Source organism: Corynebacterium sp. LK28, from assembly GCF_014335105.1.
GTDB classification, from domain to species: domain Bacteria; phylum Actinomycetota; class Actinomycetes; order Mycobacteriales; family Mycobacteriaceae; genus Corynebacterium; species Corynebacterium macclintockiae.
Window position 1 is genome coordinate 260749 of sequence record NZ_PDGZ01000012.1, and the last position, 17872, is coordinate 278620.

General features: G+C 62.8%; 13 protein-coding genes. 7 read left to right on the plus strand and 6 right to left on the minus strand.

Annotation, left to right across the window (positions count from 1 at the left end; genetic code table 11):
- Nucleotides 1–32 precede the first annotated feature (32 nt).
- The gene (locus CRD15_RS07370; protein ID WP_034970850.1) at nt 33–821 is read left to right on the plus strand and encodes an electron transfer flavoprotein subunit beta/FixA family protein; all 789 of its coding nucleotides are present in this window, start codon (nt 33–35) and stop codon (nt 819–821) included.
- 21 nt (nt 822–842) lie between these two features.
- The gene (locus CRD15_RS07375; protein ID WP_034970849.1) at nt 843–1796 is read left to right on the plus strand and encodes an electron transfer flavoprotein subunit alpha/FixB family protein; all 954 of its coding nucleotides are present in this window, start codon (nt 843–845) and stop codon (nt 1794–1796) included.
- A 129-nt stretch (nt 1797–1925) separates the two neighbouring features.
- On the opposite strand, the gene CRD15_RS07380 is transcribed toward CRD15_RS07375, so the two are convergent.
- Nucleotides 1926–3125 carry an ATP-binding protein gene (locus CRD15_RS07380; RefSeq protein WP_034970848.1) on the minus strand — a complete coding sequence of 400 codons (1200 nt, stop codon included), beginning with the start codon at nt 3123–3125 and terminating at the stop codon, nt 1926–1928.
- A gap of 138 nt (nt 3126–3263) precedes the next feature.
- Here CRD15_RS07380 and CRD15_RS07385 point away from each other — a divergent pair, with 138 nt between their 5' ends.
- The 3 genes from CRD15_RS07385 to CRD15_RS07395 are packed head-to-tail and all read left to right on the plus strand — an operon-like array spanning nt 3264 to nt 6788.
- Nucleotides 3264–4547 carry a cysteine desulfurase family protein gene (locus CRD15_RS07385; protein WP_237744215.1) on the plus strand — a complete coding sequence of 428 codons (1284 nt, stop codon included), beginning with the start codon at nt 3264–3266 and terminating at the stop codon, nt 4545–4547.
- 29 nt (nt 4548–4576) lie between these two features.
- A complete protein-coding gene (gene mnmA / locus CRD15_RS07390; protein WP_034970847.1) occupies nt 4577–5764 on the plus strand; it encodes a tRNA 2-thiouridine(34) synthase MnmA in 1188 nt (395 codons plus the stop codon).
- Nucleotides 5765–5771: 7 nt separating this feature from the next.
- A complete protein-coding gene (locus CRD15_RS07395) occupies nt 5772–6788 on the plus strand; it encodes a hypothetical protein (RefSeq protein WP_187402236.1) in 1017 nt (338 codons plus the stop codon).
- Nucleotides 6789–6850: 62 nt separating this feature from the next.
- Here the strand turns inward: CRD15_RS07395 and CRD15_RS07400 are convergent, their stop codons facing one another.
- The 4 genes from CRD15_RS07400 to CRD15_RS07415 all read right to left on the minus strand — a co-directional run bounded on the left by CRD15_RS07400 (nt 6851) and on the right by CRD15_RS07415 (nt 12094).
- Nucleotides 6851–7711, minus strand: a complete 861-nt coding sequence (locus tag CRD15_RS07400) for an aldo/keto reductase (RefSeq protein WP_034979166.1) — start codon at nt 7709–7711, stop codon at nt 6851–6853.
- 14 nt (nt 7712–7725) lie between these two features.
- On the minus strand, nt 7726–9792 hold the full coding sequence (gene ligA / locus CRD15_RS07405) for an NAD-dependent DNA ligase LigA (RefSeq protein WP_187402237.1): 2067 nt from the start codon (nt 9790–9792) through the stop codon (nt 7726–7728).
- A 25-nt stretch (nt 9793–9817) separates the two neighbouring features.
- On the minus strand, nt 9818–11224 hold the full coding sequence (locus tag CRD15_RS07410) for a hypothetical protein (protein ID WP_187402238.1): 1407 nt from the start codon (nt 11222–11224) through the stop codon (nt 9818–9820).
- Between the two features lie 261 nt (nt 11225–11485).
- Nucleotides 11486–12094 (minus strand): hypothetical protein, encoded by a 609-nt coding sequence (locus CRD15_RS07415; RefSeq protein WP_187402239.1) that lies wholly within the window; start codon nt 12092–12094, stop codon nt 11486–11488.
- A gap of 837 nt (nt 12095–12931) precedes the next feature.
- On the opposite strand from CRD15_RS07415, the gene CRD15_RS07420 reads away from it, so the two are divergent.
- On the plus strand, nt 12932–13606 hold the full coding sequence (locus CRD15_RS07420; RefSeq protein WP_051873802.1) for a 3'-5' exonuclease: 675 nt from the start codon (nt 12932–12934) through the stop codon (nt 13604–13606).
- Nucleotides 13607–13746: 140 nt separating this feature from the next.
- Here CRD15_RS07420 and CRD15_RS07425 read toward each other — a convergent pair whose 3' ends face one another.
- Nucleotides 13747–15789: a VWA domain-containing protein gene (locus CRD15_RS07425; RefSeq protein ID WP_237744533.1), complete on the minus strand. Its 2043-nt coding sequence runs from the start codon at nt 15787–15789 to the stop codon at nt 13747–13749.
- 435 nt (nt 15790–16224) lie between these two features.
- Between CRD15_RS07425 and CRD15_RS07430 the strand changes: the two genes are divergently transcribed.
- Complete coding sequence (locus CRD15_RS07430; protein WP_080716026.1) at nt 16225–17721, plus strand: cation:dicarboxylate symporter family transporter; 1497 nt, start codon at nt 16225–16227, stop codon at nt 17719–17721.
- The last annotated feature ends 151 nt before the right edge of the window (nt 17722–17872 follow it).

Genomic DNA, 17872 nt, shown 5'->3' on the forward strand with positions numbered 1-17872 from the left:
AAATCACAATACCCAAGCAGGAAGGTCAACGAATGTCGAACATCGTTGTTCTGGTTAAGCAGGTGCCGGACACCTACTCCGAGCGCAAGCTCACCGACGATGACTTCACCCTCGACCGCGACAGCGCAGACGCTGTCCTGGACGAAATCAACGAAAACGCTGTGGAGGCTGCACTGCAGCTGAAGGAAGCTGACAGCTCCCGTAACGTCATCGTCCTGTCCGTCGGCCCGGAGCGCGCAACCGAGGCGCTTCGCAAGGCACTGTCCCTGGGCTGCGACGAAGCCAAGCTGGTTGTCGACGAGAACCTGGCTGGCTCCGACGCACTGGGCACGGCATGGACCCTGTCCAACGCTCTGAACCAGATCGAGGACATCGAGCTGATTATCGCCGGTAACGCCTCCACCGACGGTGGCGCTGGCTCCGTTCCGGGTCTGCTGGCTGAGTACCGCCAGATCCCGGCTCTGACCCACATGGAAGAGCTGAACGTTGAGGGTGGCAAGGTCACCGGTAAGCGCGTCACCGAAGAGGGCGTGTTCGGCCTGGAGGCTCCGACCCCGGCCATCGTGTCTGTGACTGAGAAGTCCAACACCCCGCGCTTCGCTGCCTTCAAGGGCATCATGGCTGCCAAGAAGAAGACCATCGAAGAGCTGTCTCTGGGCGAGATCGGCGTGGACGCTGCAAACGTTGGCCTGGCAAACGCCACCACCTCCGTTTCTGCTTCCACCCCGAAGCCGCCGAAGTCGGCTGGTGAGATCATCAACGACGAGGGCGAGGGCGGCAAGAAGCTGGTCGAGTTCCTGGTCAAGGAAAAGCTGGTTTAAGGGAAGTAGGGATTTAAGGACATGACCAACGTACTAGTACTGGTTGAGCACGGTGAGGGTCAGCTGAAGAACTCCACCGTCGAGCTGATCACCGCTGCACGCGTGTTCGGCACCGTCGGCGCCGTTGTTGTTGGCGCTCCCGGCACCACCGAGAAGCTGCAGGGCGCCCTGGCCGAGGCTGGCGCAGAGACCATCTACGCCGCAGAGTCCGATCAGGCAGAGTCCCTGCTGATTACCCCGGAGGTCGACGCACTGTCCGGCCTGGCAGCACAGCTGCAGGTTCCGGTCGTCGTATCCGCTACCGCAACGGGCAACGAGGTTGCCGGCCGTGTTGGCGCCCGCGTTGCTTCCGGTGTTCTGTACAACACCAACAACATCACCGCTGAGAAGACCGCTGAGATCAGCATCTTCGGTGGCGCTTACACCGTTACCGCTTCCGCCGCTGGCGCTTCCCCGGTCTTCACCCTGGCACCGGGCTCCCTGGATCCGGAGCCGCAGGCTGCTGCTGGCAACGTCCAGCAGGTTGAGCTGCCGGCCGCTGGCCCGACCGCCGTTACCATCACCTCCTTCGCACCGGCTGAGGCCGGCGACCGTCCGGATCTGACCGAGGCCAACATCGTGGTCTCCGGTGGTCGTGGCGTGGGCGGCCCGGAGGGCTTCACCGACGTTGTCGAGCCGCTGGCCGACGTCATGGGCGCTGCTGTTGGTGCTTCCCGTGCGGCTGTGGACGCCGACTACTACCCGGGCAAGTTCCAGGTCGGTCAGACCGGTGTTACGGTCTCCCCGAACCTGTACATCGCACTGGGCATCTCCGGCGCTATCCAGCACAAGGCTGGTATGCAGACCTCCAAGACCATCGTCGCTGTGAACAAGGACGAAGAGGCTTCCATCTTCGAGATCGCAGACTTCGGTGTTGTTGGCGACCTGTTCAACGTTGCACCGCAGGCTACCGAGGAGCTGAAGAACCGCAAGTAGTTCTTCGCCCTAGGCTTTAAAGCCGCCCTGTCGCCTCTACTGGCGCGGGTGGCAGCCATTAGCCGGCGCCCTTTCGCTTAGCTTTACGCTGGCGAGAGGGCGCCGGTTTTTCTTGCGCCCCGTTCGGCGCTACGCGTCCTGCTGCCGGATGTAGTCGTCCATGTACGGCAGCGTGAAACGCACGTGGCCGAATCCCGCCGGCTCGATCAGATCGCGCGTGATCAGGCGGCTACGCCAGGTGGATAGGCCCCTCGGCTCCACGCCCAGGTGGGCGGCGATGTCTCCGGTTTTGGCAGTTCTTGTCTCAGGGTTCGTGGTCGTTGCCGATTCTGGTTCGCGCACCCCCTCGTCGGCAATAATCGCAGCCATCGCGCGGAGGAAGTTCATTTCCCCCTCCGGCAGGCGGCTGAGTGCGGGCCGGTGAACGTGGCTAGTCATGCGGTCGATAGCCCGCTGGGAGGCAGTCTCCACGTGTGCGGCTTCGATGGTGCCCGAACTGTCGATCCCGGCAGCAGCCCAGGACAGTGCGCCAACCACTTGGATGAGGTAAGGGTATCCGCGGCACATGTCGGTGGCGCGGATTAGGGCGTCATCAGTAAAAGGGCGACCAGAATCCGCGGCGGTGATGGCGAGGGTCTTCGAGACTTCCTCGGTGGGCACCGCGTGGAGGTCTACGCGGAAAGCGCGGCGGAGAAACGTGGTGCCCTCGTGCTGCAGTAGCGTGTCCACGCCGTGAGGCAGGCCCGCGCAGACCAGGGCAATGTCGCGCTCGTCGCGCATGAGGTCCTGGACCGCGGTGGCCAGTCGGTGGAGTTGGTCGAGGTCGGCGGATTGCAGCTCGTCGAGGGTGATGAGGATGCCGGCGCCCGTGATCGCGTCGGAGAGCTCGCGCAGGCGGGTGATGAGTGTCGGCACACTGCGGAGTTCCTCGGCCCGCGAGTGCGCTTCCGTGCGGAAGCTGCCCACGCCGGTTATGGAGGCCCCGGAGAGCTTGCGCTCCGGGGGCTGCTCGATACTTGTAATGGCGGTGGGGATAGTCGTTTCGACCAGCTCGGAGATCATGTCGCTATTCGGGTAGGCGCGCAGGACGATCCAGCCCTGGGTGCGGGCCTTGTCCTCGATCTCGTTGAGCAGTACCGTTTTACCCACACCACGTAGACCACTGGCCAAGATCGTGCGGTGCGGGGAGCCGGGGCCCTCGGCGAGGCTGAGCTCGAAATCCTGCAGCAGCTCTGCTCTGCCTGCCAGGTAGTACGGCGACGTGCCGAAGCTGGGGCGGAAGGGGTTGCGCGGGCCGGGTACGGTGGCTTGGTATGAGGGTTCGGACATGCTTCACACCATAGTGAAAAGCCTGGCGTTTTTGTTAGATCTGTTAGATTCTGGTGGGCTTGTTAGAAGTGTTAGATCCGGAATCTTTCGATCCGGCTGTCCCCTTGTCTTTGCGTCGAGGGAAGTAGGGTAGGGGACGTGAACATGGAAAACCACGCAGCGAAGAGCCCGGCGCCCGGCACGTCGGCTGATGTGACGGGCGGCGCAGGTACTGGTGGCGCGGAACCCGGCGGAGCAGCTGCGCAGGGACGCCTGTACGTGGACAACGCGGCGTCCCAGGCGCTGCGGCCCGAAGCGCAGGAGGCGATGGATCGCGCTGCGGGGCTGCTGAACCCCGCAGGCCAGTACAAGACCGGCCGCGATGCCCGTCGCAGCCTCGAGGACGCCCGCGAGCAGATCGCCGAACTCCTCGGCGCGGATGCAGCTGAGGTGATCTTCACCGGCTCCGGCACGGAGGCCGACAACATCGCCATCCAGGGGCTCGCGTTTGGATCGAAGGCCCACCGGGGCGCGCACGTGATCGCCAGCTCCGACATTGAACACCCCGCCGTGGTCGAGTCCGTCGATTGGCTCACCGCGGGGCCGCTCGACCTGGGGTTTGAGCGTGCGGTCCTTCCTGTGGACGCCGCCGGTCGCATCCGTGCCGAAGACTGGATTGCCGGGCTAGAACGCGGCGCGGACGCGCCCAGCGACCTGGCGCTGCTGACCTGCATGTGGGCCAACAACGAAACCGGCGCGATACAGCCGGTGGAGACTCTCGCCAGCTTCGCCCGCGACAATGGCGTGCCTTTCCACACCGACGCAGTGCAAGCCGTCGGCCACATCCCCGTCGACTTCCACGCCCTCGGCGCCACCACACTGGCCGCCAGCGCCCACAAGTTCGGCGGCCCGAAGAACACGGGCCTGCTGCTCGCCCGCCGAGACGCGGATATCTTAAGCCCCGTGCGCGGAGGCGGACAGGAGCGAAAGCTCCGCTCCGGCACCGTGAACGTGCAGGGTGCGGTGGGATGTGCGGCGGCGCTGGCGTCATCAATAAAAGAGCTAGAACAAGCAACCGCCAGAATGCGCGTGGCGCGCGAGACGCTACGGGCGGCGGCGCAAGGCATCGACGGTGTGCGGATCTGGACTCCCGAGGTTGGCGCGCTGCCCGGGCACCTGCACATGAGCTTCCCCGGCGCGGAGGGAGACTCGCTGATCATGCTTTTGGACGCCGCCGGGGTGGACGCATCGACAGGCTCTGCCTGCAGCGCCGGGGTGAACCGCGCCAGCCACGTGCTGACCGCCATGGGCGTACCAGTGGATGTTGCCCGCGGTGCGCTGCGGATAACCCTGGGCGCGGACATCACCGACGAAGAAGTCGGGTATCTGGCGGGCATCCTCCCGCGCGTGGTCGAACAGGCCCGCGCCGCCGGAATGGCCTAACCGGCGGGTACCCGAGTAGGGTGCCAAACATGCGAGTAGTAGCAGCAATGAGTGGCGGTGTGGATTCCGCCGTGGCGGCCTCCCGAGCGCTCGAAGCCGGACACGAAGTGATCGGCGTACACCTGGCACTATCCCAGTCTCCCGAGGCCGTGCGGGCGGGCTCGCGCGGGTGCTGCTCCCTGGAGGACTCCGCGGACGCGCGCCGCGTGGCCGACAAGCTGGGGATTCCGTTCTACGTGTGGGACTTCTCCGACCGCTTCAAAGCCGACGTGATCGACGACTTCGTGGATTCCTACGCCATCGGCGAGACACCCAACCCGTGCCTGCGCTGCAACGAGAAAATCAAGTTCGAGGCGTTGCTGGACCGTTCCATCGCGCTGGGGTTCGATGCGGTGGTGACGGGCCACTACGCCCGCCTGCACGACGGCGTGATGCGCCGCGGCGTGGACGCGAACAAGGATCAGTCGTATGTGCTAGGCGTGCTGACCGACGAACAGCTAGCGCACTGTATGTTCCCGGTCGGCGACACGATCAAGCCGGAGATTCGCGAAGAGGCGAAGGACCGCGGATTCGGCGTGGCCTCCAAGCCGGATTCCCACGACATTTGCTTCATCCCCGACGGGCAGACGCAGGCGTTCCTGGGCAAAAAGATCGGCCTGCGGCCGGGGCTGATGAAGGACCAGGACGGGTCGACCGTCGCGGAGCACGACGGGGTATACGGCTTCACCATCGGCCAGCGCAAGGGGTTGGGGCTGCCGCGTGAAGGCCTGGACGGCAAGCCGCGCTATGTGACGGATATTGACGCCGCCACGGGCACCGTGACTATCGGTCAGCGCGACGACCTACGCGTCGGCGGGATCACGGCCGACCGGCTGAAGCGCCTGGACCCTGCCGTACACGGCCGCGAATTTGAGTGCGAGGTCCAGGTGCGCGCCCACGGTGGGGTAGTGCCCGCCACCGCGCGGCTGGTGGACGACCCGGAGGGGACTACGCCGGCGGGGCGCGTCAAGAAGGAGGGCGAGAGCCCGTGGCGCCTAGAGCTCGACCTGCACGAGCCGCTGCAAGGCGTGGCGCGCGGGCAGGCCGCCGTGGTGTACCAGCCAGACGCCGACGGTGACATCCTGCTGGGCAGCGGAACCATCCGCGCTACCGCGCCGTGGGACGACGCCGGAGCTGCTGGCAATACGGGCGAGCTCGCAACGCCAGCAGAGGCGTAGTACGGCGATGGCAAGAGACACCGCGCAGCCGGAGCCGATCGAGCGACTGGGCTGGTGGGAGAACACCGTCACGGATCACGCGGAGGTGCGCGCCGCGATCCAGTCCGCGCTGACCCGCACCTGCGACGTGGACGAGGACACGGGCGCGCCGCCGGTATTGTCGTTCCCGCGCTGTGGAAAGGCGGGGGATCTCACGGCGCTGACGGCCAGCTTCGCGCAGCTGCCGATCCGCGCTAATCCGCGCGGGTGGGAGCTGACGGCCCACCCGAGCCTGGAATCTCGCCGCATGGACGGTTGGGTTCGCGAGGCCACGGATGCCGCCGAGGAGCTGCTGGCGGGCAAAGTCGAGCGCCTGATGTTGCACGTCACCGGCCCCTGGACCTTTGGCGCGGAGGTGGAGTTCCGCGGCCATCCCGTGCTGCGCGACCGGCCGGCGTTTAAGGACTGCGCGCTGCACCTGGGCTTCGGCGTGGAGCAGGTCGCCGGCGCGTTGTCGGCGACTCTCGGCTGCGAGGTCATTATTGCCCTCCACGAGCCGCGCGTTCGCGAAGTCATGGGCGGCCTGCCTGGCGCCACCCGCTTCGACACGATCCCCGCCGTCGACCGCGAGTTCATCTACGGGGTGTGGCAGCGCTTCCAGCAGCAGGTCGCGCGCCCGGTGGTGCTGGATACGGGGTCTTTTATCGATGACGCCCTCTCGCACGCGCCCGGCTTCCACCGCATCGTGGTGCCCGCGGATCAGTTGCGGACAGTCAGCGGAAAAGACCTGGTCGGCGGGATGATCGGACGCGGACAGGGAATCGGCTGGGCGGTGAATACTGACCAGGGGAATGCCAACGTGGAGTCCGCCGCGGGCGAGATCGCCCGCGCCGTTCTGCGCCAGTGGACGCAGTGGACCCTGCCCGCCGACGAGCTGCCGGGAATGGTGGACGTCGTGGTGCCCGAGGGCAAGCGCACCGCGGCGCAGTCCTCCGTGGCTGCAGCTCGTGCCCGCCACGCGGCGGCCTTACTGTGGAGCAATTGATACTTTGCGAGCGCACGCCGGCAGCGACTAAGCGCGCCTGACCACGGCACAGACCCGGCGCGCTAGAACTCCTCGTAGACCGCCGGGTCCTGGTTCTTCCGGCGCCCGTCCGGGCGGCCCAGTGCGGTGATCGCCTCGATCTCCGCGTCACTCAGGGTGATATCCAACGACTCCAAGTTCTCGCGCTGCCGGTCCGCCGAGGAAGCCTTCGGGATCGCCAACACCCCGCGGCCGCGGTGCCACGCTAGAACGACCTGGCCAGGAGTTGCGGAGTGGGCGTCCGCAATTTCAGCAATGACCGGCTCCTCCAAGACCGCGCCGCGCAGCAGTGGCGACCAAGCCTGCGTGACTATACCCAGCTCGCGGTGTACCGCAACGGCCTCGACCTGTGGGAAATGCGGGTGTAGCTCAATCTGGTTGACCACGGGATATTCGCCGGTGGCGGCGTGGACGGCCTCCAGGTGATCGGGCAGGAAGTTGCACACGCCCACGTGGCGGATCAGCCCGCGTTCCCGCAGCTCCAGCAGCGATTCAAAGGCCTCCACGTAGAGGCCCTGCTGGGGATTCGGCCAGTGGATGAGGTGCAGGTCGATGCGGTCCAGGCCCAGGCGGAAAAGGGATTCTTCGACGGATGCGACAGTGTCTTCGTGGCGCTGGTATCGGCCGGGCAGCTTGGAAGTGACGATCACCTCGTCGCGGCGGATCGCGCCGGCAGGGGCCGCCATGTCAGGCGCGCCGGCGGCACCGGTCGCCGCGCGGACGCCCGCGCCCACCGCGCCCTCATTTTCGTAGTTGTAGGCCGTGTCAATCAGTCGGTAGCCCGCGCGGATGCCCGCGGCCACGGAGTTTGCGCCCGCCTGGCCTTGCATCTTGTACGTGCCGAGCCCGATCTCCGGGAGGGAAAGTGCTGTGGTCTGAGTCATTCGATCCTGCCTCTCTACTCAGTTCGGTTTTGCGGCGTTTGGTTTGCGCCGTGTTCCAGCAGCTCCTTGAAGCCTGCCTCGTCCAGCACCGGCACGCCCAGGTCCTCGGCCTTCTTCAGCTTGGAGCCAGCCTTTTCGCCCGCCACCAGGAAGTCCGTCTTCTTCGACACGCTGCCCGCAGCCTTGCCGCCGCGAGCCTCGATGGCTTCCTTCGCCGCCGTCCGACAGAAATCCTCCAACGAGCCGGTGACCACGATCGTCAGGCCCTCCAACAGTGTGGAATCCACACCGTCCTCTGCGCCGGAAGCGTCTCCGGCCTCCTGGCGCATCCGCACGCCAGCAGCCGTCCAGCGGTCTACGATCCGGCGATGCCAATCCACCGCGAACCACGCGGAGATCGACTCCGCGATCGTCTCACCCACACCGTCGATGCCGGCCATGTCCTCCACCGTGGCAGAAGCGATGTCCTCTACCGACTCGAAGTGCTTCGCCAGCGCCTTCGCTGCAGTCGGCCCAACGTGCCGGATCGACAGCGCAACCAGCACCCGCCACAGGTCCGCCTCCTTCGCGGACTGCAACTTCTCCAGCAACGTCTCGCCGGACTTATTCAACTTCCCGGCTTTCGTCGCATACGAACTGGTCTTTTCCAGGTCCTCCGCGCTGAGGTCGAACAGCTCCGACTCGTCGGCCAGCACCCCGGAATGGATCAGATCATAAGCACCCTTTTCCCCTAACGCGTCGATATCAAACGCCTTGCGGGAAGCCAGGTACGTCAAGCGGGTATGCAACTGGCCAGGACAGTATTGAGTGTTGGGGCAGCGCCAGTCGGCGTCCCCAACCTTCGAAGGAGCCAACCGGGTGCCGCACTCGGGGCAGAACGTCGAGAACAGGAAAGGCCGCTCCGCACCCGTGCGCTTGTCCTCGACCGGGCCCAGTACCTCTGGGATGACCTCGCCGGCCTTGCGGATAGTGATCGTATCGCCCAGCATCACGCCCTTGCGGTGCGCCTCCGTGGGATTGTGCAGCGTGGCCATCGAAACCGTGGAGCCCGCGACGTACTTCGGCGCCATGACGGCATACGGCGTAGCACGGCCCGTGCGGCCAATGCCGACGCGGATGTTGTGCAGTGTGGTCATCGCCTCTTCCGGCGGGTACTTGTACGCGATCGCCCAGCGCGGGGCGCGGCTGGTGTGGCCGAGCTCCAGCTGCTCTTCCAGGGAATCGACCTTAACGACCAGACCGTCCATCTCATGCGCCGCGTCGTGGCGGTGGTTGCCCCAGTACTCGACCTGCTGCTGGACCTCCTTGGCGGAGTGCACCTGCTTTGTGTACGGGCTGACCGGCAGCCCCCACGCGGCAATCGCGCGGTACGCATCGTGCTGGGAGGCTGGGGAGAAGCCCTCGCGCGCGCCGATACCGTGGCAAATCAACTTCAGCGGGCGCTTCGCCGTATCCGCGGAGTTCTTCTGCCGCATCGCGCCAGCCGCGGCGTTACGAGGGTTGGCGAACATCTTCAGCCCCTCGGCCTGGCGCTGGGCATTCATGGTGGCGAAGTCCTCGACGTCGATGAACACCTCGCCGCGGATTTCCACCAGGGCGGGTACGGGGAACTCGTCGGTGCCGTGGAGGGTATCCGGGATGTCGTCGAGCGTGCGCGCGTTGTGGGTGATGTCCTCGCCCGTCGTGCCGTCGCCGCGGGTCAGCGCGAGTTCCAGCTTTCCGTCGATGTAAAGGAGGTTTATGGACGCCCCGTCGATCTTCAGCTCCGTCAGATATGTCTTCGCGGGGGTGCGGTCCAGCCAGCCGGCGAGTTGCTCTGTATCGAAGACGTTATCCAGACTGAGCATCTGTTCGCGGTGGTCGACGTTGCGAAACGGGCTGCTGGTGGGCGGGGCCGGGGCGACTTCCGTGGTAGGGGATGGGCCGGTGACAACTTCGGGGTGGGCTTGCTCCAGGTCTTTGAGCTCCTGCAATAGTGCGTCGAAGTCCGCGTCCGAGATCTCCGGGTCGCCGTAGTAGTAGAGCTGCCGGTGGTGACGCACCTGGTCAGCGAGTTCTTGCCAGCGGGAATGAGTACTCACCCCCGCCAGTCTACTGACGTGCTAGTTAATTGCGGCGCGCGGCGACGAAGACCGCCACGACGATGATTAGGACGATAGCCAGGAGTCCCAGGCCGATTAACAGGATCGTGTTGTTCTGGGGTGCGTTGTCGATGTTCTCGGCGCGCACGTCGGGGTTGGCGTTGGAATTGCCGGCGCCCCCGTCGTTGTCGCTGGATGGCTCGGTAGAGGGTGCCGGTCCGGGTTCGAGGGTTTGACGCCACTCCGGTCCATCGACCTTGTCGCCGTCCAAGGCAGTCGACAGGCGGAACTCGATGTCCTTATCCTGCTTTCCGTTCTCATCACCTCCATCAAGGGTGACCATGACGTACCACTGACCGGCATCTGTGGCTTCATCCTGCGACGTGGATCCTTCGCGGTTGCGGTAGAAGACGTACGGTGTACTCACAGCGCGTGCAGTGACGGGAATATCATCGTCCAAGGATTCCGCATTCGAATAAGACGTGTGGGTGCGTCGTGGCGAGGCGACGAAGACTTGGCCGGAGCGGTAGGAATCAGTCTGCTTCTTGTCGAATTCCACTTCCGCGAGGGGGCGCTGGCCCCAGTCGACGTTCATGCGGTAGAACTTCGTCTCCCCGGGTACCAGGGTGTCGGACACCGTGCCCGGGGTGATTTCGGTTGCCGTGTTGTACGACGTGCCGCCAGGGGTCGGCTTCGGCTCGGAGCTGGGAACCTTGACCTTGTCCCTGTCTTCGCCCTCTGGGACTTCACGATCGTTCTTCGGGCCAGCTTCGGAACCGTCGACCTGGGGCTCGAAACCGATGACGATCTCCACCGGCAGTTCGCTATCAAATTGGGTGCCAGCGCCGTTGATCTTTACGCGGTACTTTGTCGGGTCGCAGCCATCTTCGGGGTCGATGGTCACAGACTCTCCTTCGGGCGGATCTGGCCAACTTGTAGTGGAGGAAGAGCCACCGCCCTCGTCACTGCAAGAGTCGTTCGTGTACTCCACCCGGGTGCCGTAGTAGTGCGTGTCTTCATCCTCGAATCCACGCGGAGCCGCATTCACGGAGATTCGAGCTTTCTTGCCTTCCGGGATGCTGATGCTGAACCATTTGTCATCGCCGTCTTTTACGCTGTCGCGCGGGCTGGGCAGGAAGCTTTGGTAGAGGCCTTCGCCGAGGTAGAACCCGTCGGTGGCGTTGCTGGCTAGTTGGACGGGTGTGCCTGCGGATTCGTAGTCGCCGGCGACGCGTTGGTCGGCGCTGTCGTTGTTGTCTTTGCTGTCCTCTGCGTTGGCGTTGACGGCCAGGGTGGGCAGTAGTGCCAGGATGGTGAGGAATGCCAGCAGGGCGGTGGTCAGGCGCCAGGTAGTGGCGGGTGGGCTTTGTGGCTGTATGGCCTGTGGCTTTTGTCTCTGGCTGATGTGCTGAGCCGATTCAGCGGACAACAAAGGGAATCAACGCCTTCCTTTTTCTATCTCTACTTTGTCTTTGTTTCTGCCTTGGTGCGTTCACTTCGTTCGGGCTGCGCCCTACGGAACCCACGCGCGTTTATAGATGTTGGACGCAAAGCGATCACACAATGTTCCCAACGCAATAAAGGTTCCCGGTCATAAGAATCTGTGGTGAAGGAAATACTAGGGAACAAGGCGCCTATCCGCAGGAAAACGCTTTCTTGTGGCTGGCGAGGTCCTGCACTGTTATTAGGCCTGCTACTTGCGACGCACGGTGGTGAGGTAGAACGCCCCGGTAGTAATCAGGGCGGTAGCCAGGAGCCCCAGGCCGATGAACAGGAATCTGTGGTTCGGGGAGGCCTTGATGCTGGAACCTCCGTCGCCGTTGTTGTCGCTGGGTGCCGCCGCGGATGGTGCTGGTCCGGGCTCTAAGGTTTGACGCCACTTGGTGCCATCGTTTGGCCTGCGGTGTTCATAGCCAGCATCGAGGATAACCATGACGTACCACTGGCCGGCATTGGAGGCTTCTTGGAGTCCCAGGTTCTTATTCCGGTTGTCGTAGAAAACGCGGGGAGTAGCCAAGTGTTGTGCAGTGTGGGGACGATCCTGCTCCAGGAGTGCAAAGGTGGTTGCGGATGTACACTCGCGTTGCGGAGAGGCGATGGAGATCTGTCCAGAGCGGTAAGAACCTGTGTTGTTCTTATCGAATTCCACCTCCGCGATCGAACGTTGGCCCCAGTCGACGTTCACGCGGTAGTACTTCGTTTCACCAGGTACAAGAGTATCGGAGACTGTTCCTGCGGTGATTTCCGGCGCTTGGCTGTAGGACGGACCACCGGGAGTCGGCGTCGGAGTTGGGTGAGGCACCTTGACCTTTTTAAGGTCATCGTAATCCGGAAGCTCTTGGTCGCTTGTTTGATCTGCTTCGCTACTGGCGACTAGAGGTTCAAACCCAACGACAATCTCGACCGGTAATGCGTCGGTGGATGGATTGCGGGGGTTGCTGACTCGCACTCGGTACTGCGACGGATCGCAGCCTTCTTTGGGCTTGATAATGAGGGTGCCGGCCGAGGCGGGTGACGGCCAAGTTTGGTTGTCCAAAGACCCCTGCCCGCTATCGTTGCAATCGTCGTTTCTGTAATTCAGTCTGGCACTGTAAGTACGTGAAGTACGTGATTCATCGTTCCTGAGGTGCGGGGCAACGAAATTTGCGGCGATGAGGGCCTGAGTGTTGGCGTTGATTTCGGCGTTAGCGTTGATTGCCAGGATCGGCACGAGCGTCATGATGGTGAGAAAAATCAGCAGCGCGGTGGCCAGCCGCCAGGTGCGAGGTGCGCTTGCCCTGTTCGTCCCAGCGCTTTGTAGCCCAGCGCTTTGTAGCCCTGTCCTGTCTGACGTGGGATCCGAACTAACAGAAAACAAGAGAATCAGCGCCTTTCTGGTTTCTGCTTCGGTACGTTTAGCTAGTTTGCTGTGCTGGGATTGCTGGCCTTGTTCGGTCCGCTGGATTGCGGGTCTTGTTCAATTTGCCTGAGGTGCGATTCACGGAGCCAACGGACAATTTCAGAAGTGAGACGCAACGCAACCGCACAATGTTCCCGGCGAAGAAAAAGCTCCCAGAGAGATGAAAGTGTGGTGAAGAAAAACCGTTTTCTTCTCGAACACCGCGAGGGGGTGTCCGGGGACAGTTATAGAGTGGTCAGCATGACTGCACCGCATTTTGACCCGGCACACATGCTGAGCTTCGACCTGGAAACCACCGGCGTAGACCCAAAGACCGCCCGCATCGTCACCAGCGCACTGGTGACGATCAAGGGACGGGAAAGAAACGACATTGAAATGCTCGCCGACCCTGGCGTGGAGATTCCGCAGCAGGCCTCTGACGTCCACGGCATCACCACCGAGTACGCCCGCGAACACGGCCAGGATCACGACGAAGTGCTGGCCAAAACCATCGAAGGGATACGCGAGGCATGGCGCGCTGGTGCCACGCTGATCGTGTATAACGCTGCTTACGACCTCAGTGTGCTGCGAGCGTTGGAGCCGAGCTTCACCGTCGACGGCCCGGTGTTCGATCCCTTTGTCGTAGATCGGGCAAAAGATCAGTACCGCAAAGGCAAGCGCACGTTGGAAAGTGTGTGCGAGCACTACGGTGTGGTTCTGGACAATGCACACGAGGCGACGGCAGATGCGGTGGCTGCCGCTCGTGTGGCATGGATGCTGGCGCGCAAGTATCCCGAAATTGTGCAGATGTCGACGGATGAATTGATGCTTGCTCAGGCCACGTGGTTCTACGAATCGCAGAAATCTCTGCAGGAATGGTTCCAGAAGAAAGGCAAGGACGTGCCGGTCAACACCGCGTGGCCACTAGCGGAGTGACCCCAGCCCGCGGAACCCCCTAGCCCGCGGAACCCCTAGCCCGCGGAACCCCCTAGCCCGCGGAACCCCAGCCCGCGGAACCCCAGCCCGCGAGAAGGGAAGGGAAGGCAGCGGCGAGCCGAGTCCGCGCCGCGCGGCCGCTACTTGCGGCGCACGGCGGTGAAGTACACCGCCACGGCTGCAGCCAGGATCACCGCTAGGATTCCCAGGCCGATGTAGAGGATGGTGTTGCTCTGGGACGCGTTGTCGATGTCCTTGGCTTGCGCGGCAGCTTCGTCGCCGTTGTTGCCGTCGCCGTTTTCTGCGCCATCACTGTTGCCACTGCCGTCGTCGTTGCTGCTGCCGGGCGGGTCTTGGGATGGTGCTGGCCCGGGCTCTAGGGTTTGACGCCACTCCGGTCCATCGACCTTATTGCCCTCCAGGGCGGTCGACAGGCGGAACTCGATGTCCTTATCCTGCTTTCCGTTGTCTCCGTAGCCCTCGAGAGTGACCATGACGTACCACTGACCGGAATCCGAAGCTTCGCCTTGGGATACGTTTCCTTCCTTGTTGCGGTAGAAGACGTACGGCGTACTCACAGCTCGTGCAGTGACGGGAACATCCTTATCGAGGGACTTAACAGTCTCCTTAGAAGTAATTGTGCGACGGGGAGATGCGACGTAGATGTCCCCATTTCGGGAATCGTTCGAGTGTTTCTTGTCGAATTCCACTTCCGCGAGGGGGCGCTGACCCCAGTCGACGTTCATGCGGTAGAACTTCGTCTCGCCGGGCACCAGAGTGTCGGACACTGTGCCCGGGGTGATTTCGGTTGCCTTGTTGTACGACGTGCCACCCGGGGTCGGCGTCGGCTTAGAGCTGGGAACCTTGACCTTATCCTTGTCTTCGCCCTCTGGGACTTTACGATCGTTCTTCGGGCCGGCTTCGGAACCGTCGACCTGGGGCTCGAAACCGATGACGACCTCCACCGGCAGGTCGTGGTCAATTTCGGTGCCGGAGTGGTTCAACTTCACGCGGTACTTCGTCGGATCACAGTCCTCTTCTGGATCGATCGTTACAGTTTCCGCCTCCGGCGGCCCGGGCCAATTAGATCCGGTGTAGTAACCGGATCCGCTGTGGTCGCAGGTTTCGTTCTTGAACTCGACGTCAACGTTGTAGTAGATGTGGTCGCCGCCCTCGAAGCCAACCGGCACCAGGTTCGCCGAGACCTGAGCTTTCTTGCCTTCTGGGACGCTGATGCTGAACCACTTCTCGTCGCCTTCTCCTCCATTGGAGTTATCGCGCGGACCGGGTAGGGAGCTTTGGTAGAGGCCTTCGCCGAGGTAGAACCCGTCGGTGGCGTTGTCCGCTAGTTGGACGGGGGTGCCTGCGGATTCGTAGTCGCCGGCGACGCGTTGGGCGGCGTCGGCGAGGGCTTTGGAAAGTGCGTCGGTGTCATCGGCGGAGGAGTAAGTGCCGCCGGAGACTTCGGAGATGCATTGGAGTTCTTTTTGGGCTTTGTTGTCGACTTTGAATCCGACGGTGTGGATGGCGAGGTCGATGCCGTCGCCGGCGATGTCTTTGGCTACGTCGCAGACTGGTGGTGGGGCGCAGGTGTCGATGCCGTCGGAGACGAGGATGATGTTGCGTTTGCCGGAGTCGCCGAGTTCTTCGGCGGCTTTCTTGATGGCGTTGCCGATGGGGGTGTAGCCCTTGGGCTGGAGGCCGTTGATTTTGTTGTTGAGGTCTTCGGCCTTGTTGTTGCCTAGGGGTGCGAGGGTGGTGATGTCTTGGCAGCCTTTGGCGCGGTTGTCGGGGGCGTTGGATTCTTTGGATCCGTAGGCGATGATGGCGGTTTGGGTTTTGTCGGCGAGGGTGTTGATGGTGTCTGTGGCGGCTTTTTTGGCTGCGTCCATGCGGGTGCCGCCGTCGTTGGTGTCCTTTTCGGCCATGGAGTCTGAGGCGTCGAGGACGATGGCGACTTTGCCGTCGCCTCCGGCACCTGCGGCGCCACCGGTGCCGTCGCCGCCGGTGTTGTTGTCCTCTGCGTTGGCGTTGACAGCCAGGATGGGCAGTAGTGCCAGGATGGTGAGGAATGCCAGCAGGGCGGTGGCCAGGCGCCAGGTGGTGGCGGGTGGATTTTGTGGCTGTATGGCCTGCGGCTTTTGTCTCTGGCTGATGTGCTGAGCCGATTCAGCGGACAACAAAGGGAATCAACGCCTTCCTTTAGACATAGGTATATACGAGTTTTCAAGTGTGGGATGCGTTACATCGGCGCAATGTTCCCGATACGAAAATATTTTCCGTTGCGGATAGAGAGTCTAGGAAAAGAAGCGGGTTTCCGCATGAAAAGGGCGTTTTTTGGCCACGGTGTAACTGGCACGGACTCCGCATGGTCTCGCAGGTCAACGGCGCTTGGGCTGCTACGCGACGACCCAGCCCGATCCTATGGCACAGGTCATTTGTTACTTATCTTCTCGAAGTAGCACAATGAAGGTGTTGAGGTCTATTCCTTCGCGATCTTTGTGACGCCCCCACCCGCTCCCACCAGAGCCAATGGACGGCGTGGTCGCGCACGGGGGAGAAGGCCGGCGCTTTCAAGTGAACCTATTAAAGATAGTGAAATGGAGCACCAGGGATCCATGGATGACAAGAACAATCCCCAGGGCGCAGAACCCAATGGCGCTAATGGCGCAGAGCTCAATGGTTCCGGGCTCGGCGGCACCCAGCCCGTCATCGCCGGAGCCGCGGTTGCCACCTCTCCGCAGATCGCTGAGTCGAAGCGGGAGAAGAAGGACAACACCCACTGGCTATACATCGGCGTGATCGTCGCCGTGATCGCCGGCATCATTTTCGGCCTCGTGGCACCCGATGTCGCAAAGGGGTTCAAAGAGCTCGGAACCACCTACGTCACGCTGATCAAAATGATCATCCCGCCGGTGATTTTCTGCACGATCGTGCTGGGAATTGGCTCGGTGAGGTCTGCGGCGTCAGTAGGTAAAGCAGGAAGCATGGCACTGGCCTACTTCATCACGATGTCCACCTTCGCCCTCGCAGTAGGCCTAGTCGTGGGAAACCTGCTGCAGCCAGGCGATGGGCTGAACATTGGAAAAACCGGCGGCTTCGACGCCAATAAAGGGCAAGAGACCGGGTTCGTACAAAGCATCATTCCTGAAACCTTCTTCAGCGCCTTCACCTCAGGCAAGATTCTGCAGGTACTGCTAATCGCCCTGTTGGTCGGCTTCGCAACGCAATCCATGGGCAAGGCCGGCGAGCCGATCCTGGGCTTCGTGGCCGCTCTGCAGAAGCTGGTCTTCAAGATCCTGTCCTGGATCCTGTGGCTGGCCCCGATCGGCGCGTTTGGTGCGATGGCTGGCGTAGTCGGCGGCACTGGTATTAAGGCAGTGCTGCAGCTCGGCATCTTGATCCTAGGCTTCTACATCACCTGCATCATCTTCATCTTCGTGATCCTGGGAACCATCTTGCGGGTCTTCACCGGATTCAACATTTTCAAGCTGGTGAAGTACCTGGGGCGCGAGTACCTGCTTATCTTCGCTACCAGTTCCTCTGAGTCCGCGCTGCCGAACCTGATGCGCAAGATGGAACACATCGGCGTGGACAAGTCCACGGTCGGAATCGTCGTGCCGACGGGCTACTCCTTCAACCTGGACGGCACCGCGATTTACCTGACCATGTCAGCCATCTTTATTTCGGACGCGATGAACGTGCACCTGAGCATGGGGGATCAGATCAGCTTGCTGATCTTCATGATTATCGCCTCCAAGGGTGCCGCGGGTGTGTCCGGCGCGGGTATCGCAACCCTGGCTGTCGGTCTGCAATCGCACCGTCCGGAGCTGCTGGACGGCGTGGACATCATCGCTGGCATCGACCGCTTCATGTCTGAGGCCCGCGCCCTGACCAACTTCTCCGGTAACGCAGTGGCCACTCTGCTGGTTGGCAAGTGGACGAACACAGTGGACAAGGAACAGGTCAAGCGGGTGCTCAATGGCCAGGATCCGTACGTTGGAACCGCAGATGACCATGATGTCGACCTCAAATACCCGTCGGTGAAGAACCCCGCCACGGAGCACCTGCAGCCCACCCCGCAGGTCAACCTGGACGACTACCGCCAGCAGTAAGCGCCAGCGCCATTGGTGTTAAACCGCGCAGAGGTGTTACCTCAGGGAAGTTGGCGCAGGGGCGTTGGCGCAGAGCTGGTAGCGCGGCCGCAGCCTTAGCAGTCGCAGTGGCGGCTGGGGCGGGGCAGTAACGCCGGGGCTCGCGACTGTG

Bases quoted from the DNA above. Each gene is read 5' to 3' on its own strand.
- CRD15_RS07370 (WP_034970850.1), top strand. From the start codon at position 33: ATGTCGAACATCGTTGTTCTGGTTAAGCAGGTGCCGGACACCTACTCC.
- CRD15_RS07375 (WP_034970849.1), top strand. From the start codon at position 843: ATGACCAACGTACTAGTACTGGTTGAGCACGGTGAGGGTCAGCTGAAG.
- CRD15_RS07380 (WP_034970848.1), bottom strand. From the start codon at position 3,125: ATGTCCGAACCCTCATACCAAGCCACCGTACCCGGCCCGCGCAACCCC.
- mnmA (WP_034970847.1), top strand. From the start codon at position 4,577: ATGCGAGTAGTAGCAGCAATGAGTGGCGGTGTGGATTCCGCCGTGGCG.
- CRD15_RS07395 (WP_187402236.1), top strand. From the start codon at position 5,772: ATGGCAAGAGACACCGCGCAGCCGGAGCCGATCGAGCGACTGGGCTGG.
- CRD15_RS07400 (WP_034979166.1), bottom strand. From the start codon at position 7,711: ATGACTCAGACCACAGCACTTTCCCTCCCGGAGATCGGGCTCGGCACG.
- CRD15_RS07420 (WP_051873802.1), top strand. From the start codon at position 12,932: ATGACTGCACCGCATTTTGACCCGGCACACATGCTGAGCTTCGACCTG.
- CRD15_RS07430 (WP_080716026.1), top strand. From the start codon at position 16,225: ATGGATGACAAGAACAATCCCCAGGGCGCAGAACCCAATGGCGCTAAT.